At 62.5% G+C, this 15,190-nt stretch carries 14 protein-coding genes and 2 tRNA genes; 12 read left to right on the forward strand and 4 right to left on the reverse strand.

What is annotated here, in order from left to right:
• The first annotated feature begins 57 nt into the window (after window positions 1–57).
• Window positions 58–1,416 (forward strand): ADP-ribosylglycohydrolase family protein, encoded by a 1,359-nt coding sequence (locus K3175_RS03325; protein ID WP_221541926.1) that lies wholly within the window; start codon window positions 58–60, stop codon window positions 1,414–1,416.
• Window positions 1,417–1,606: 190 nt separating this feature from the next.
• Window positions 1,607–1,912 carry a UrcA family protein gene (locus K3175_RS03330; protein WP_221541927.1) on the forward strand — a complete coding sequence of 102 codons (306 nt, stop codon included), beginning with the start codon at window positions 1,607–1,609 and terminating at the stop codon, window positions 1,910–1,912.
• 631 nt (window positions 1,913–2,543) lie between these two features.
• Here K3175_RS03330 and K3175_RS03335 read toward each other — a convergent pair.
• Entirely contained in the window at window positions 2,544–3,524 is a 981-nt protein-coding gene (locus K3175_RS03335; RefSeq protein ID WP_221541928.1) for a transferrin-binding protein-like solute binding protein, read from the reverse strand.
• Between the two features lie 311 nt (window positions 3,525–3,835).
• Between K3175_RS03335 and aroQ the strand changes: the two genes are divergently transcribed.
• The 5 genes from aroQ to K3175_RS03360 all read left to right on the forward strand — a co-directional run bounded on the left by aroQ (window position 3,836) and on the right by K3175_RS03360 (window position 7,503).
• Complete coding sequence (aroQ, locus tag K3175_RS03340) at window positions 3,836–4,270, forward strand: type II 3-dehydroquinate dehydratase (protein ID WP_221541929.1); 435 nt, start codon at window positions 3,836–3,838, stop codon at window positions 4,268–4,270.
• 75 nt (window positions 4,271–4,345) lie between these two features.
• Entirely contained in the window at window positions 4,346–4,834 is a 489-nt protein-coding gene (accB, locus tag K3175_RS03345) for an acetyl-CoA carboxylase biotin carboxyl carrier protein (RefSeq protein WP_247710633.1), read from the forward strand.
• 10 nt (window positions 4,835–4,844) lie between these two features.
• Window positions 4,845–6,194, forward strand: coding sequence for an acetyl-CoA carboxylase biotin carboxylase subunit (accC, locus tag K3175_RS03350; protein WP_221541930.1), 1,350 nt, complete (start codon window positions 4,845–4,847; stop codon window positions 6,192–6,194).
• Window positions 6,195–6,215: 21 nt separating this feature from the next.
• On the forward strand, window positions 6,216–6,650 hold the full coding sequence (locus tag K3175_RS03355) for an NUDIX hydrolase (RefSeq protein ID WP_221541931.1): 435 nt from the start codon (window positions 6,216–6,218) through the stop codon (window positions 6,648–6,650).
• 283 nt (window positions 6,651–6,933) lie between these two features.
• Entirely contained in the window at window positions 6,934–7,503 is a 570-nt protein-coding gene (locus K3175_RS03360) for a TMEM165/GDT1 family protein (protein ID WP_221541932.1), read from the forward strand.
• Between the two features lie 31 nt (window positions 7,504–7,534).
• On the opposite strand, the gene K3175_RS03365 is transcribed toward K3175_RS03360, so the two are convergent.
• Window positions 7,535–7,963 carry a GFA family protein gene (locus K3175_RS03365; protein ID WP_221541933.1) on the reverse strand — a complete coding sequence of 143 codons (429 nt, stop codon included), beginning with the start codon at window positions 7,961–7,963 and terminating at the stop codon, window positions 7,535–7,537.
• Window positions 7,960–8,421, reverse strand: a complete 462-nt coding sequence (locus K3175_RS03370) for an Lrp/AsnC family transcriptional regulator (protein ID WP_221541934.1) — start codon at window positions 8,419–8,421, stop codon at window positions 7,960–7,962. Before K3175_RS03370 ends, K3175_RS03365 begins: the two co-directional genes overlap by 4 nt.
• 239 nt (window positions 8,422–8,660) lie before the next feature.
• Here K3175_RS03370 and K3175_RS03375 point away from each other — a divergent pair, with 239 nt between their 5' ends.
• From K3175_RS03375 to K3175_RS03390, 4 genes are all read left to right on the forward strand, one after another.
• Window positions 8,661–10,301: a histidine kinase dimerization/phospho-acceptor domain-containing protein gene (locus K3175_RS03375; protein WP_221541935.1), complete on the forward strand. Its 1,641-nt coding sequence runs from the start codon at window positions 8,661–8,663 to the stop codon at window positions 10,299–10,301.
• Between the two features lie 80 nt (window positions 10,302–10,381).
• Window positions 10,382–10,458, forward strand: a tRNA-Ile gene (locus K3175_RS03380).
• A gap of 30 nt (window positions 10,459–10,488) precedes the next feature.
• A tRNA-Pro gene (locus K3175_RS03385) sits at window positions 10,489–10,565 on the forward strand.
• A gap of 106 nt (window positions 10,566–10,671) precedes the next feature.
• A complete protein-coding gene (locus tag K3175_RS03390; RefSeq protein WP_221541936.1) occupies window positions 10,672–11,940 on the forward strand; it encodes an MATE family efflux transporter in 1,269 nt (422 codons plus the stop codon).
• A 21-nt stretch (window positions 11,941–11,961) separates the two neighbouring features.
• Here the strand turns inward: K3175_RS03390 and K3175_RS03395 are convergent, their stop codons facing one another.
• Window positions 11,962–13,323, reverse strand: coding sequence for a M20/M25/M40 family metallo-hydrolase (locus K3175_RS03395; RefSeq protein WP_221541937.1), 1,362 nt, complete (start codon window positions 13,321–13,323; stop codon window positions 11,962–11,964).
• 137 nt (window positions 13,324–13,460) lie between these two features.
• Between K3175_RS03395 and ettA the strand changes: the two genes are divergently transcribed.
• A complete protein-coding gene (ettA, locus tag K3175_RS03400; RefSeq protein WP_221541938.1) occupies window positions 13,461–15,134 on the forward strand; it encodes an energy-dependent translational throttle protein EttA in 1,674 nt (557 codons plus the stop codon).
• Window positions 15,135–15,190: the final 56 nt, after the last annotated feature.

Consider the following 15,190-nt stretch of genomic DNA (forward strand, 5'->3'; position numbering starts at 1 on the left):
GGGCGATCAAGGTGCAGGCGCGAAACGCCGCCCATCGCCCTGTGGAGGAGAGAGATTTTGCGCCGACTGATGCTGCCCGCCCTGCCCCTGCTTCTGGCCGCCTGCGCCACCACTGGCACTGCTCCTTCCCCGCACAGCGCGGCTACGGCGCAAACCGCCACGCTGGAAATCGACCGGGCCGCCTATGCCCGCCGAATGGAAGGTTTCTGGCTGGGGCAGAGCATCGCCAACTGGACCGGCCTCGTCACCGAAATGGACAAGATCGGCGGCGAAGGGCCGCATGGCGAATTCTACACGCGCGAGGACTGGGGCCAGCCCGACCAGCCCAGCATCTTCGATCCCGGCAAGCCCAGCCCGATCTCGCCGACCATCGATTTCGTGCTGCGCGCGCCGGGCGAAAGCTGGGGCGCGGATGACGATACCGATATCGAATATATCTATCAGGACGCGCTGCTGAAGCACCGGACCAGCATTCTGACGCCGCAGCAGATCCGCCAGGCGTGGATCGACCATATCTATGACGAGACCAAGCCCACCCCCTATGGCACGGACGAGACGGGCTATCAGAACTATCTCTGGGTCTCCAACCAGCGGGCGCATGAACTGATGCTGGCGGGGACGCTGCCTCCCGAGACCTCCGACCCCGCGCTCAACGAGCATTGGGAAATGATCGACGCCCAGCTTTCGACCGAGATCTTCGGCCTGTTCGCGCCGGGCCGCCCCGATGTGGCGCTGCGCATGGCCGATCTGCCGATCCGCACCGCCGCGCGCGGCGAGGCGGCGGACATCGCGCGTTTCCACGTCGCGCTTCATGCCTTGTCCGCCCGGGTCGATCCCGCGCGCCCGCTGGGGCCGCAGCTGCGCGCCATCGCCAAAGAGGCCAGCCGCGTGCTGCCCGAAGGCGAATATCCGCTGGCCATGTACCGCTTCGTGCTCGCCAAGTATGAAAGCGGCGCCAGCTGGGAAGAAGCGCGCGATGCGGTTTACCGGCGCTATCAGGTCGAGATGCAGGACGGCTACGACATCTCGGCGCGCGGGCTCTATTGCAACGGCTGCTTTGCGGGCGGGATCAACTTCGCCGCCGGGCTGGTCAGCTATTTCTACGGCGAGGGCGATCTGCGCGACACGATCCGCATCGGCACGCTGGCGGGCTGGGATTCGGACAATCCCACCGCCACCTGGGGCGGGCTGATCGGCTCGATCATGGGCCGCGCGGCAATCGAGGAGGCGTTCGGCATGCCGCTGTCGGGCAGTTTCCACATCCACCGCACGCGCAAGGGCTTCCCGAACGACGGTAATGACTATTTCGCCGCCATGGGCGAACGCAGCCTCGAAATCGTGGACCGCGCCGTGACCGAGGAAGCCGGCGGCAGCATCGACCGCGCAAGTAACCGCTGGATCATCCCGCAGCCCTGACGAGCGTTTGTCTCACCCGTAGCGCTGGGGAAGCCAACAAGATTGCGGCAAATGCCCGGTGCCAGCAATACTCTTGCGTTTACTGCAAGCAACACGAGATTTTTTGCACTTGCGAAGAATCATGCTGCACTGCACAATCATCATGTCTTGGGAGGCCGCTCACCCTAATCACTCTGTTTGGAGAACGATTATGCGCCGCCTGCTTATCCCTGCCCTGGCTTCGGCCATGTGCCTTTCCGCCGCTCCTTCGAGCGCCGCGCCAAACGAGATCGAAGTACGCATCTCCCACGCGGATCTCGACCTGTCGAACCCCGCCCATTTCGAGGAGGTCCGCACCCGGATCGCCGACGCCGCAAAGCGCGCCTGCGAAGTACGGACTTCGGTCACCACCTCGGGACGGATCGTCGACAAGGAATGCGTCGCCGACGTGACCGAGAAGGCGCTCGCCCAACTCGAAAGCCGCCGCGCCCGTCAACTGGCCTACAACGCGCGCTGACCCTTACACCACACCAGAAAACCGGGCCTTCGCGCCCGGTTTTTTGTGTGCGTGACCGAAGTTCGCATCCTGGCTTGCACGCCCATCCGGTTGACACCGACAGGCGGCAAAACAAAAACTCGGCCATCCTAGAACACGCCCGCATTTCTGCCGCTTTTGGCTTTTGTGTCGCACGCTTTGTGTCAACTTCCAGCCGCACCGACATTTCCTCCCGAATTCCGTGCCGACCGCACCTTAAAACCTCCTCTCTCGCCGGGCGATTCCCACGGTGGTGGCAGAAAGCGAGCCTGTAGGAAAACGAAAGGCGCGTGGCCTGAGGAAGCCGCTTACGAATAGGATTCATAGTTGCGTCGAGCAGCTGTGAAGCTGTGGAATGCAAATCAGATACCGACTTTGCCGACTACCTCATCGAGGCTGAGACCGTATATGCGGTTCTTCACCGTGCCGCGGCTCCGCGAGAAAGCGCTGACCGTCAGTCACGAACTTCGCTCCTAAGTGAAAGTCTAAGGCACTGGTGGTCAGCAGCCGGGCCATCAGATGCCCATGAGCTTTTGGAACCCCGCCAGCACGGCCAAAACGTCAAGAGGTGGTGTAGAAAGCGGATCATCCACTTCTTAACGCTTGAAGCACTCTAGATATCAGTCCCATCACTATCTCCCGTTATCTTGCCAACAACTTGCTCATCCGTGGGGTGTTGCAGGCTGTAGATAATGCCCAACTCTTCCCCCTTCGGCCCGAAAAAGGCCCCTCCGAATGAGCCAGTGTATTGGGAATTAGTGCTCTCTATCGTGCCTGAGATGCGGTTCGTGTCAGCGTCATAGGTGCCATTTAAAATCACGCTGATCTTGATAGGCTCATTTCCGTTAGCTGCCGATACCTGTTCGAGATAGACAGGGACCGAGAAGGTCGAAGAAGCAAAATCAATCGATAACGCGGCATCATCAGATGTTCCCGGCTGGCTGGCGGCAAACAGTCCGCCTGCACCATCCCTGGTCGGGGAGGTAGATGACCCAGTTAATCGATATGTCTTACTTCCGGACGCGGGAAGATCGCTGATCTGCGTAAAACTTCCTCCGACGCCATACCGATCCTTTAAAACGCGGCGACCTGTACCATCTGTCAGATCGTACTCCTGCTCGTGGACGGCGGCGAACATATAGGTATAGCTTTCCATCTTTGTGATGGTGAAGGCATCCGATCTATAGGGATTGGACATGGTTTTGTACCATTGCCGCCCATTGTCTACACTGCTGCCGAGGTTAGCTGATTCGAAGAGCACATCTTCAGTACCATAGCGAAGTGTGATATTTTCAGCGGTTGCATTCCAGAGGGCACTTTTGTCGATTGCCCGGTCATCGCGCGCGAAGCTGACGCTTTGCCTAGCGAACCTGCCATTCTCGATCACACCGGCCTGTTGCAATTCAACGGTCAGGAGAAAATTCTGAAAATCCGCGTCGAAATTGAATACCGGATCGTAGGATGGAGATGCGACGGGCGGAGGGGTCGGGCTCGGCGTTGATACAGGCGGTGCTGTCGGCGTGCTAGCCTCGCCACCACCGCATGCCGTTAAAGTCGCCACTGCTGCCGCGCTCAGTAAATATGTAATCTTCATCGTGACCCCCTGTATTTGAAAGCCACAATTATCGGCGGAAACCAAACATATAGTAAATGCCACCAACTAGCTCTGGGCGAGGCGGTCGACCGTTCTAAGAAGCTGTTTTCGTTTTGATCCGAGAAGCGACCGAACGAACGTGATTAAGGTCGCTAGCAGAATGTCTGCTTTCATCCTTTAGCCACGCCGCAGCAGACATCCGCTCCGCCCGCTGCTCCCACTTACGCCCTCCCGCCCCGCGCTGCCGCCCATAATCCCGCCAAAGCCCGAAACATGTTGAAGCCATCGCGCCGCCCTTTCATAGCGCGCTGATGACCGACACCGTATTCGTCCTCAACGGCCCCAATCTCAACCTCCTCGGCCAGCGCGAGCCGGAGATCTACGGGCACCAGACGCTCGCCGATATCGAGGAGATGCTGGCGCAGCAGGCCGAAGAGCTGGGGCTGGCGATCAGTTTCCACCAGACCAATCACGAAGGCCAGCTGATCGACTGGCTGCATGACGCCAACCGGCAGGAAGCCCGCGCGGTGCTGCTGAACGCGGCGGCGTATACCCACACCTCGATCGCGCTGCTCGATGCGATCAAGGCGATCGAGGTGCCGGTGATCGAGGTTCACCTCTCCGATCCGGAGACGCGCGAGGAATTTCGCCACCTGTCCTATGTCGGGATGGCCGCCGCAGATTGCGTGAAAGGCCTCGGCGCGCGCAGCTATTCCGTAGCGTTGGAGAAGGCCGCGGCTCTCTAAAACCCCGCCCTGCCCCTTGTCTTGCGCGGCGAGCGGTAGCATAGGCGCGGGCGAAAACTAACAAGGGACCATTTCATGGCCGATCGCAAAGGCGCCGGTAATTCCGGCATGAATGTCGACACCTCGCTCGTACGCGAACTGGCAGAGATGCTGGGCGACACCGGGCTGACCGAAATCGAAGTCGAAGACGGCGAGCGCAAGATCCGCGTATCGCGCGGCGGCGTGGCCATGGCCGCTGCCCCTGCCGCCGTGGCCGCCGCGGCACCTGCCGCCGCCCCGGCAGCGCCTGCGGCCCCCGCGGGCGACGCCGCTGCCCCGGCCGCCGATACCGCCGGTGCGATCAAGTCGCCCATGGTCGGCACGGTCTATCTCGCCCCCGAACCGGGCGCATCGGACTTCGTGAAGGTCGGCGACAGCGTGAAGGAAGGCCAGACCCTGCTCATCGTGGAAGCGATGAAGGTGATGAACCCGATCACTGCCGAAAAGGCCGGTACGGTAAAGTCGATCCTGGTCGAAAACGCGCAGCCGGTCGAATTCGACCAGCCGCTCGTCGTCGTCGGATAAGGGCCGGTTCGTGGGCATTTCACGCATATTGATCGCCAATCGCGGCGAAATCGCGCTGCGCATCCACCGCGCCGCACATGAAATGGGTATCGAGACGGTCGCGGTGCATTCCACCGCCGATGCCGATGCCATGCATGTGCGCCTGGCCGATCACGCCGTCTGCATCGGTCCGCCGGCGGCGGGCGACAGCTATCTCAACGTCGCCAACATCATTTCGGCCGCCGAAATCGCGCAGGCCGATGCGATCCACCCGGGCTATGGCTTCCTGTCGGAAAACGCCAAGTTTGCGGAGATCGTGGAAGCGCACGACATTGCCTGGATCGGCCCCAAGCCCGAACATATCCGCACCATGGGCGACAAGGTCGAAGCCAAGCGTACCGCGGGCGCCCTGGGCCTGCCGCTAGTGCCCGGCAGCGACGGCGCCGTGTCGGATTTCGACGAGGCGCGCCGCATCTCCGCGGAAATCGGTTATCCCGTCATCATCAAGGCGGCATCGGGCGGCGGCGGCCGCGGGATGAAGGTCTGCGAAAGCGAAGACCAGCTCGAAACCCTGATGCAGCAGGCCGGCAGCGAGGCGAAGGCCGCCTTCGGCGATGCAACCGTCTATATTGAGAAATATCTCGGCAATCCGCGCCACATCGAATTCCAGGTCTTCGGCGACGGGCGCGGCAATGCCGTGCATCTGGGCGAGCGTGACTGTTCGCTCCAGCGCCGCCACCAGAAGGTGCTCGAAGAAGCGCCCTCGCCCGTCATCAGCCATGAAGAGCGGATGCGGATGGGCGAAGTCTGCGCCTCTGCCATGCGCGACATGGCCTATCGCGGTGCGGGCACGATCGAGTTCCTGTGGGAAAACGGCGAGTTCTACTTCATCGAGATGAACACCCGCCTGCAGGTCGAACATCCGGTGACCGAAATGATCACCGGCATCGATCTGGTGCGCGAACAGATCCGAGTGGCCGATGGCAAGGACCTGTCCTGCAAGCAGGACGACATCACCTTTACCGGCCATGCGATCGAATGCCGCATCAATGCGGAAGATCCGTTCACCTTCGCGCCCAGCCCCGGCAAGATCAGCTATTATCACGCGGCAGGCGGCATGCATGTCCGCGTGGATAGCGGGATTTACGCCGGTTATTCGATCCCGCCCTATTACGACAGCATGATCGCCAAGCTGATCGTCTATGGCCGCGACCGCGAACGGTGCATGATGCGCCTGAAGCGCGCGCTGGAGGAAATGGTCATCGAAGGCGTGAAGACCAGCGTGCCCTTGCACCAGGCGCTGCTCGAACAGGATGACGTAAAGAGCGGCGACTATTCGATCAAATGGCTCGAAGAATGGCTGAAGACGCGCGAGAGCTGACAGCGACCGCGCGTCGCTGAAATGGCGGCCGATGGGGACTTTTCAGGCGCGAAAATCGTCCTGAAACGCGAAGATCGGCTGCTTGCCTATCTCCGCGACGACAAGTCGGGCATTCCCTTCCCTGGCCTGTGGGATTTGCCGGGCGGAGGGAGAGAGGCCGGCGAAACCCCTGCCGAATGCGCCATGCGCGAGGTCGAGGAGGAATTCGGTCTCCACATACCGGTCGGCAGGATCGTCTGGAGCCGCCGCTACCCCAGTCCCTTCGGCGGCCTCGCCAGCCATTTCTTGGTCGCTCACTTGCTGGCGGGCGAGATCGAACAGATCACATTTGGGAGCGAGGGGCAGCGCTGGCGGATGATGACCGTGGAGCGCTTCCTCACCCGAAAAGATGCCGTCCCCGACTTGCAGACGCGGCTGGCCGATTACATCGCAGAGTGTGGACCGTCTGGACCGTAACCCCTCTTGCGGGGTGCGTGACACCGGCGGTGCGGGCCAAACCGCGGCCTTCCTGCCAGAGCGCGTTGCAATGCCGCGCGTGCCTTGCTAGGCGCGCCGCGTCATCTGGGGAGTAGCCCGCTGCTTCATGCAGTTCCCTCGCGTCAACATACTCGTCCGAGAGGGCGTGGCGCAGGGGTTCGAATGGTTTCGTTCGGGCAAGACCAATGGCACCTGACTTGCGTCCGGCCGGGCGGGAGGTCCGGTGCCGTTGCAGTCTTGAAGCCCGGCCCGGAGATCATCATTGGAAGCCCTGTTCACCTCCACCGCAGTCGTGGCGCTGGCCGAAATCGGCGACAAGACCATGCTGCTGGCCATCGTGCTGGCCACCCGGTTCCGCAAGACGCTGCCCGTCGTCATGGGCATATTGGTGGCGACGCTGGCCAATCACGCGCTGGCGGCGCTGGTCGGGCATTCGATTGCCAATCTGCTCGAAGGACAGTGGTTTCGCATCGCTGTCGGGGTGAGCTTCCTGGCCATGGCCGCCTGGACGCTGGTGCCCGACAGGCTGGACGAAGACGAAGAGCCCAAGGCCGCGCGCTTCGGCCCGTTCCTGACGACCACCATCTCCTTCTTCATTGTCGAGATCGGTGACAAGACGCAGGTCGCCACCATTGCCCTTGGCGCGCAGTTCCAGAGCGTGCTGCTGGTCACTTTGGGCACGACGCTGGGCATAATGCTGGCGAATGTACCCGCCGTCTATTTCGGGCGCGCGATCGTGGAGCGGGTTTCGCTGCGGCTCGTCCGCACGATTGCCGCGCTGCTGTTCTTCGCGATCGGTATCTGGGTCGTGGCGGACGCACTCGCGCTCTAGCCCACTCAGACGGGGGCCGAGGGCGGCAGGATCAGTCGAAAGTGAAGCCTGCCGCCTTGGCTTCCGCCATGATTTCCTCGCCCGTCATCCGGCGATGGCAGCCTTCTATCCGGCACCAGTCCGCCCGCTCGTCGACGAAGATCTCTTTTTCGATCGGAAGCCCTGCAGCCCCGTCGAACAGGCCCGCGGAGAAGCTGCGGTTGCCCGTGGGCAGGAAACGGAACCACAGGGTGCTGCCGCAAGTGCCGCAGAAAGCGCGCTCCGCCCAGGCGCTCGAGCGATAGACCCTGGCGCTATCTTCGCCAGCGACCGCAACGGAATCGCCGGTCAGCGCGGCATAATAGGCCCCGCCCCAGCGGCGGCACATGCTGCATTGGCAGATTTCAACGCTGCTGCCGGCGCCGTCCAGTTCGACTGTCACGGCGCCGCAGAGGCAGTGTCCCGCAAGGGCTCCGCTCAAAGCGGAACGCCCGGATCGTTCTTGCTGGTGCGGATCGTCAGCGACGTTTTCACGCTAGCGACATTGGGCGCGGGCGTCAGCTTGCTGGTCAGGAATTCCTGGAAGCTCTGCAAATCGCGGCTGACGATCTTGATGATGAAATCGATCTCGCCATTGAGCATGTGCACTTCGCGCACTTCGGGCAGATCCTTCATCGCGACCTCGAATTCGCGCAGTGAATCTTCGGCCTGGCTCTTGAGACTGACCATCGCGAAGACCGTGATCGAAAAACCGAGCTTCGACGGGTCGAGTTCCGCGTGATAGCCGCGGATGACGCCCTCTTCTTCCAGCGCGCGTACACGGCGCAGGCAGGGAGGTGCGGTAAGGCCGACGCGATGCGCCAGCTCGACATTGGTAATTCTGCCCTCGTCCTGCAATTCGGCGAGCAAGCGACGATCAATATCGTCCATATTGGCCATGCCAGTCTTTCCTCAAGCCAGAGATACGCCTATCGAAAGATAAGCCGCACACGAAATGTTGGTGGGGCGTAATGATCCGAATGGCTAACATTATTTTGTTTGCCAGCAATCGAATGCTTTTGCAACGGCGGCCGATACGGTTCTCGGTAAACGACAGTTTTACCATTTACTGATACAAAGGCTTTGCCGATCGCGCGCCTTATGGACTGGCGGGTCGATGCGGCACTCATGGAGATAGGATGCATTTCGACGACCGCCTTGCCACCGTGTTGCGCCTGCGCGCATTCGGCAGGCGTGCGGCAACGACGCAGTTTCGCCAGCTGATCGACCTGCTCGGCGAACGGTCGGAAGGCGGCGATCCGGCGCTGGAAACTGCTGCATATCTCCGGCTCATCGCGCTTGGCGAGGAAATTCCCACAACGGAGCGCGTGGCGTTGGTGGCGGAGCATGGTTGGCGGTTCCGCAACCCCGATCTGGTAAAATGGTTCGGTGAAGAACATCCCCATATCGCAGCCGCTGCCCTTGCCCGGGCGCAGCTTCGCCCGGAAGAATGGGTCGAACTGATACCCAGCCTGCCGATCCGCGCCCGCGGGTTCCTGCGGCACCGCGGCGATTTACCCCCCGCCGCAGTGAGAGTGCTCGACCATCTCGGTGTTGCGGACAGGGCGCTGCCCCGCCCCGAGCCTGTCGCCGAGGGAGAAGACCGACGAGCGCCTCCGCAGCCTTCCCTTGCGCCTGCGGCCAAGGACCCTGCACGGGTCCTTCCGGGCAAGGAAGATGTCAAAGCGCTGCTCGCACGGATCGAAGGCTTCATCCACGACCGCAATGCGCCCGGTGCAGCTGCTCCAGAAGAGAAAGCCGCGCCCAAGGCGGCCCCCGAACAGATTGACCATTTCCTGTTCGAAGCGAGTTCCGAAGGCCGGATCGAATGGACCGAAGAAGAGATTCTTCCCATGGTCTATGGAACCGACCTCAAGAAACTGGGCTCTGGCAGCACCGTGGAAGCCATCGCGCGGCGGCAACCCATGCGCGACACGCTCGTGGCGCTGCGCGGGGCGCCGCGCATCGAAGGCAAGTGGATCGTCGATGCCACTCCGCGATTCGACCCGGGTAATGGCCGGTTCCTTGGTTATGTCGGTCTTTTCCGCCGCTTCGGCGAAGCTGCCACCGAGGGCGGCGAACAGGCCGATCGGCTGCGGCAGGTGCTGCATGAATTGCGGACCCCGGTGAATGCGATGCAGGGTTATGCCGAAATGATCCAGCAGCAGGTCATCGGCGCAGTGCCGCATGCCTATCGCTCCATTGCGGCTACCATAGCGGGAGATGCGGCGCATGTCCTTGCAGGCCTGGAAGAGCTGGAACGGCTCGCCCGGCTGGAGACGGACACGCTGGAACTGGAGCCGGGATCGAGCGATTTCGCGCGGATTCTCACGACCCAGGTCAAACACTTGCAGGGTGTCCTGCAGCCGAAAGTCGCGCGAATCGAGGCCGATCTGGGCGATCGCACTGCCCCTGTCGCGCTTGCGGAAACCGAGGCGGAACGCCTGGCATGGCGACTGCTGGCAACGCTCGCAGGCTCTGTCGGTGCTGGCGAGACGATCAGGATCGAATTACTGGCGCAGGCCCAGTGTTTACGGCTTGCCGCCGAAATCCCCGCTGCGCTGCGCAATTCGGCCGATATTTTCGCCATCGAGTCGCGCAGCTCCAGCGGTGTTCTGAGCGCCGGGATATTCGGCATCGGCTTCTCTCTCCGCCTCGCCCGGGCAGAAGCACGCGCGGCGGGGGGTGATCTTGTCTGCAGCGGCGCCGACATGATCCTGTCCCTGCCATTATGCGTTGCAGACGAGCCGCTTTCTGCACCGGAAAATGCCGCCGGGTGACAAAAGCGCGTTTTCGCGGCTTGCCCTTCACGACACACGCGGCTAGGCGGCGGTTCGAGCCTTCACGGACGGTCCCTTGGGGGCCCGTAGCTCAGTTGGTTAGAGCTGGCCGCTCATAACGGCTAGGTCGCGGGTTCGAGTCCTGCCGGGCCTACCAACCGTCCGGCTTGAAGATCGACGTTAGTGTCGGGGAGTGGCGCAGCCTGGTAGCGCACCTGTTTTGGGTACAGGGGGTCGCAAGTTCGAATCTTGTCTCCCCGACCACACGTCGATCGATTGCAAGGAGCCTGACCTGACCGCCGGCCCCGCCCCCATTCCTTCCCAAGCGCGCCTCGATACACGGGCGATCTGGGCGATTGCCCTGCCTGCCATGGTGACGAATGTCGCCACGGCGCTGATCGGCATCGGCGACATGTGGATCGTGGGCCAACTGGGCGATGCGCCCACTCAAGGTGCGGTCGACGTCGGCGCGCGGCTGTTCGCCGTCCTTTTCACAGTCATGAATTTCCTCAAGACGGGCACCACCGGGCTGGTGGCGCAGGCAGGCACACGCTCGGGCGCGCAGGCTCAGGCCATGGTGCTCCTGCGAGGCTTGCTTGTCGGGCTGTCGATCGCGCTCCTGCTCCTGCTGGTAAAACCGTTCGTACTCCCTCTCGCCCTCGATGCTCTGGGCGCGACTGGTTCGGTGCGCGAGGCAGCGAATGTCTATGCGGATATCCGCTACTGGAGCGCCCCGGCGGTCATGGCGAACTTTGCCGCGATCGGCTTTCTGATTGGCCAGCGCCGCATGAAGACCGTGCTTGTGGTCGAGGTGCTCTATAATCTGCTGAACGTGGGGCTCGGCCTATGGTTCGTGCTGGGTCTGGATTGGGGTATTGCCGGCATCGGCTGGTCAAGCTTCATCGCCGAATTCGCCAAGCTGGCGCTGCTGGCGGCGATCCTGCTGGGAAGCGCCACCGGCCGTTCACTGATCGAAAGTGCCCGCAGCGGCGGCATCGCCAGCCTGTCGGCCCTCAAGCCCTTCCTTGCCGTCAATCGCGACCTGTTCCTGCGCACACTGGTGCTGGTGATCGCCATGGCGGGATTGACCCGTCTTTCGGCGGAGCGCGGCGCCGTGGTACTGGCCGCCAACGGCATCCTGTATCAGCTCTTCGTCTTCACCGCTCTGCTGCTCGACGGGTTCGAGAATGCGGCGCAGGTGCTGAATGGCGAGCGGGCCGGTGCACACGACCGCAAGGGTTTCGCCTTCTATATCCGGGCGATTCTGTGGCGCGGCATGGCGGCGGCGGCGCTGCTTGCCGGGGCCTTTGCCCTTTTGGCGGACCCGATCCTGGCGAGCTTTGCTGCGACCGAAGCGGTGAGAATCCAGGCGCAGAGCCTTGCGCCGTGGCTGATCGTGATCCCTTTTGCCGGCCTCGCGGGCTTCGTGCTCGACGGGATCTTCGTGGGCGCCAGCTGGACGCGGGCGCTGCTGCTGACCATGGTTGGCGCTGGTTTGGTCTATGCGCTGGCCCTGTGGCTGAGCTGGCCGCTCGGCAGCCATGGGCTGTGGCTATCCTTCAGCCTTTTCCTGCTGGCCCGCGCGGCCTTCCAGCTTGCCCTGCTACCCCGCCTGATCAAGCGCGAATTCACGCGCTGACCAGAACCGGCGCGGCGCGCCTTACTCGGCGCTGTCTTCTCCGCGCCGGATCGGCTCGGCGTGATTGGCCATCACATCCACCACCGCAGTCCACACTGCGACATTCTGCCGCAGCTGCGCAGGATCGATCTTGTCCAGCGTATCGTCGGCGGTGTGGTGCAGATCGAAATAGCGGGTCCCGTCCTGCTGCAGATCGATCAGCGCACCGTCCTGGTCGCGCACGACGTTGAGATCCGCCCCGCCGGTCGCGACGCCTGCTGCGGGGGCGACACCGAAGCGGGCCACTGCGCTTGCCAGCTGCCGGAAAAGTTCGGGATCGTTGCGTGTGAAATTGGTTTCGATGCGCCAGATCCTGTCGGCCCCGAAATCGCTTTCCAAGCCGACGAAGAAAGGCTCGTCTGCATGAGCCGCGGCATAGGCGCGCGAACCCCACAGGCCGGTTTCCTCCGCACCCGCAAACAGCACGCGGATCGTGCGCAGCGGCTGGCCCTGCGCGGCCACATGGCTCGCCGCCGCCGCAGCGATCCCGCATCCCGCGCCATCATCGATCGCGCCAGTGCCCAGATCCCAGCTGTCGAGATGGCAGGCGAGCAGAACCGGCGGCAGCGACGGATCGCGGCCCACGATTTCGCCAACGACATTGCCGCTTTCGGTGGTGCCAAGATCACGCGGGGTCATCACCAGTTTCATCCGGATCGGCTGGTCATCGGCGCGGGCGAACATGCGTTCGAGATTGTCGGCATCGGGATTGGACAGCGCGCCAGCGGGCGTCGGACGGACGCCTTCGGCAAAGGTCGTGGTGCCGGTGTGGGGCACGCGGTGACTGTCGGTCCCGACCGAACGGATGACCGTGGCCACCGCGCCCTTGCTTGCCGCCAGCGAGGGGGCCGTCCAGCGCGCGGGTCCGGCAAAGCCATAATGCGAGCCATCCTGCGCCGCGCGCATCCGGTGGCTGACGAAGGCGATCTTGCCCTTCAGGCTACCCGGCGCGGCAGCTTCGAGATCGGCATAGGACGGGAAGTACACCACCTCTGCCTCGATCCCTTCCAGGCCGGTTGAAGACGTAGTCGACAAAGCGGTGATCGCCATCGGCTGGGCATAGGGCGCCATGATCTGCGCGGTTTCCGTGCCGCGTACCCAGGTGTCCATTTCGAACGGCTCGTTGGCGACATTGGCAAAGCCATTGGCGCGCAGCCAGTCCATGGCCCACACGCGCGCTCTCGCCTCCTGTTCGGTACCGGGCATGCGCGGCCCGATTTCCGTGGTGATGCCTTCGACGAAATCCCAGGCGATGGTGTCGCTTTCCAGCGCCTGGTCGGCGCGGTCGGCGGCTGCGGGAACGGAGAGCGAAAGCGCGGCAAGCGCGATGAGCGATCTGGTCATGGCGCGGCTAGCTATCACTCCCAGCGGCAAAGCCAAGCCCTGTCTTATCGCCCTGCGACCTTGCCCATTGGCGCCGCCACGACTATCTGCGCCACCAACTTTCCCGTTCTTACAGATCAAATCCAAGGATTCGCCCGATGGCCGCGCAATACGCCTTTGTCATGAAGGACATGACCAAGACTTTCCCCGGTGCCAACAAGCCGGTGCTAAGCAATATCAACCTGCAGTTCTATCAGGGCGCGAAGATCGGTATCGTGGGCCCTAACGGTGCGGGTAAATCGACGCTGATCAAGATCATGGCCGGCATCGACACCGATTTCACCGGCGAAGCCTGGCCGGGCGAGAACATCACCGTCGGCTATCTGGAGCAGGAGCCCGAGCTCGACGAGAGCAAGACCGTGCTCGAAAACGTCAAGGACGGGGCACGCGAAGTGGCCGACATGGTCGAACGTTTCAATGCGATCGGCATGGAAATGGGCGAAGAAGACGCCGATTTCGACGCGCTGAGCACCGAGATGGCGGAACTTCAGGACAAGATCGACGCGGTCGACGGCTGGACGCTGGACAACCAGCTCGAAGTCGCGATGGAAGCTCTGCGCTGCCCGCCGGGTGACTGGCCGGTGACCGACCTGTCGGGTGGTGAAAAGCGCCGCGTCGCCCTCACCCGCCTGCTGATCCAGAAGCCTTCCATCCTGCTGCTGGACGAACCGACCAACCACCTCGACGCCGAGTCGGTCCAGTGGCTTGAAAACCACCTCAAGGAATATGCCGGTGCGGTGCTGATGATCACCCATGACCGCTACTTCCTCGACAATGTGGTGGAATGGATCCTCGAACTCGACCGCGGGTCCTACTATCCTTACGAAGGCAACTACTCGACCTACCTGGAAAAGAAGGCCAAGCGTCTCGAGCAGGAAAGCCGCGAGGAAAGCGGGCGCTCGAAGGCCCTGTCGCGCGAACTCGAATGGATCCGGCAGACGCCCAGCGCGCGCCAGACCAAGTCGAAAGCGCGTATCCGCAAGTTCGAGGAACTGCAGGAAAGCCAGAAGGATCGGCGCCCCGGCAAGGCGCAGATCGTCATCCAGGTGCCCGAGCGTCTGGGCGGCAAGGTCATCGAAGCCAACAACATCACCAAGGCTTACGGCGACAAGCTACTGTTCGAAAACCTCAGCTTCATGCTGCCCCCCGGCGGCATCGTCGGCGTGATCGGGCCTAATGGCGCGGGTAAATCGACCCTGTTCAAGATCCTGACCGGCAAGGAAGAACCCGATAGCGGCACGGTGGAAATCGGCTCGACCGTCCACCTCGGCTATGTTGACCAGAGCCGCGATCACCTGAACCCCAAGAACAACGTCTGGGAAGAGATTTCGGACGGCCTCGATTACATGAAGGTCAATGGCCACGACACCTCAACCCGTGCCTATGTCGGCGCGTTCAACTTCAAGGGCGCGGACCAGCAGAAGAACGTTGGCAAGCTCTCGGGCGGTGAACGCAACCGCGTCCACATGGCCAAGATGCTGAAGGAGGGCGGCAACGTCCTGCTGCTGGACGAACCGACCAACGATCTCGACGTGGAAACGCTGGGCGCGCTGGAAGAGGCGATCGAGAACTTCGCCGGCTGCGCCGTAGTCATCAGCCATGACCGCTTCTTCCTGGATCGCCTCGCCACCCACATCCTCGCCTTCGAGGGTGACAGCCACGTCGAATGGTTCGAAGGCAACTTCGAGGCTTACGAGGAAGACAAGCGTCGCCGCCTTGGCGATGCCGCGGACCGTCCGACGAGGTTGGCGTACAAGAAGCTGACGAGATAATTCGCTCATTGATCTGAGCATTCCTCCCGTCAGCTTCACAGCATTTCAGTGCTATG

It is taken from the genome of Qipengyuania aestuarii (assembly GCF_019711535.1).
Lineage (GTDB): Bacteria > Pseudomonadota > Alphaproteobacteria > Sphingomonadales > Sphingomonadaceae > Qipengyuania > Qipengyuania aestuarii.

What these genes read in the sequence shown, in the direction of transcription:
- K3175_RS03395 (WP_221541937.1), bottom strand. Translation starts at nt 13,323, where the DNA reads ATGACCAGATCGCTCATCGCGCTTGCCGCGCTTTCGCTCTCCGTTCCC.
- K3175_RS03355 (WP_221541931.1), top strand. Translation starts at nt 6,216, where the DNA reads ATGGCGGCCGATGGGGACTTTTCAGGCGCGAAAATCGTCCTGAAACGC.
- accB (WP_247710633.1), top strand. Translation starts at nt 4,346, where the DNA reads ATGGCCGATCGCAAAGGCGCCGGTAATTCCGGCATGAATGTCGACACC.
- aroQ (WP_221541929.1), top strand. Translation starts at nt 3,836, where the DNA reads ATGACCGACACCGTATTCGTCCTCAACGGCCCCAATCTCAACCTCCTC.
- K3175_RS03370 (WP_221541934.1), bottom strand. Translation starts at nt 8,421, where the DNA reads ATGGCCAATATGGACGATATTGATCGTCGCTTGCTCGCCGAATTGCAG.
- K3175_RS03330 (WP_221541927.1), top strand. Translation starts at nt 1,607, where the DNA reads ATGCGCCGCCTGCTTATCCCTGCCCTGGCTTCGGCCATGTGCCTTTCC.
- K3175_RS03375 (WP_221541935.1), top strand. Translation starts at nt 8,661, where the DNA reads ATGCATTTCGACGACCGCCTTGCCACCGTGTTGCGCCTGCGCGCATTC.
- ettA (WP_221541938.1), top strand. Translation starts at nt 13,461, where the DNA reads ATGGCCGCGCAATACGCCTTTGTCATGAAGGACATGACCAAGACTTTC.
- K3175_RS03390 (WP_221541936.1), top strand. Translation starts at nt 10,672, where the DNA reads ATGGTGACGAATGTCGCCACGGCGCTGATCGGCATCGGCGACATGTGG.
- K3175_RS03335 (WP_221541928.1), bottom strand. Translation starts at nt 3,524, where the DNA reads ATGAAGATTACATATTTACTGAGCGCGGCAGCAGTGGCGACTTTAACG.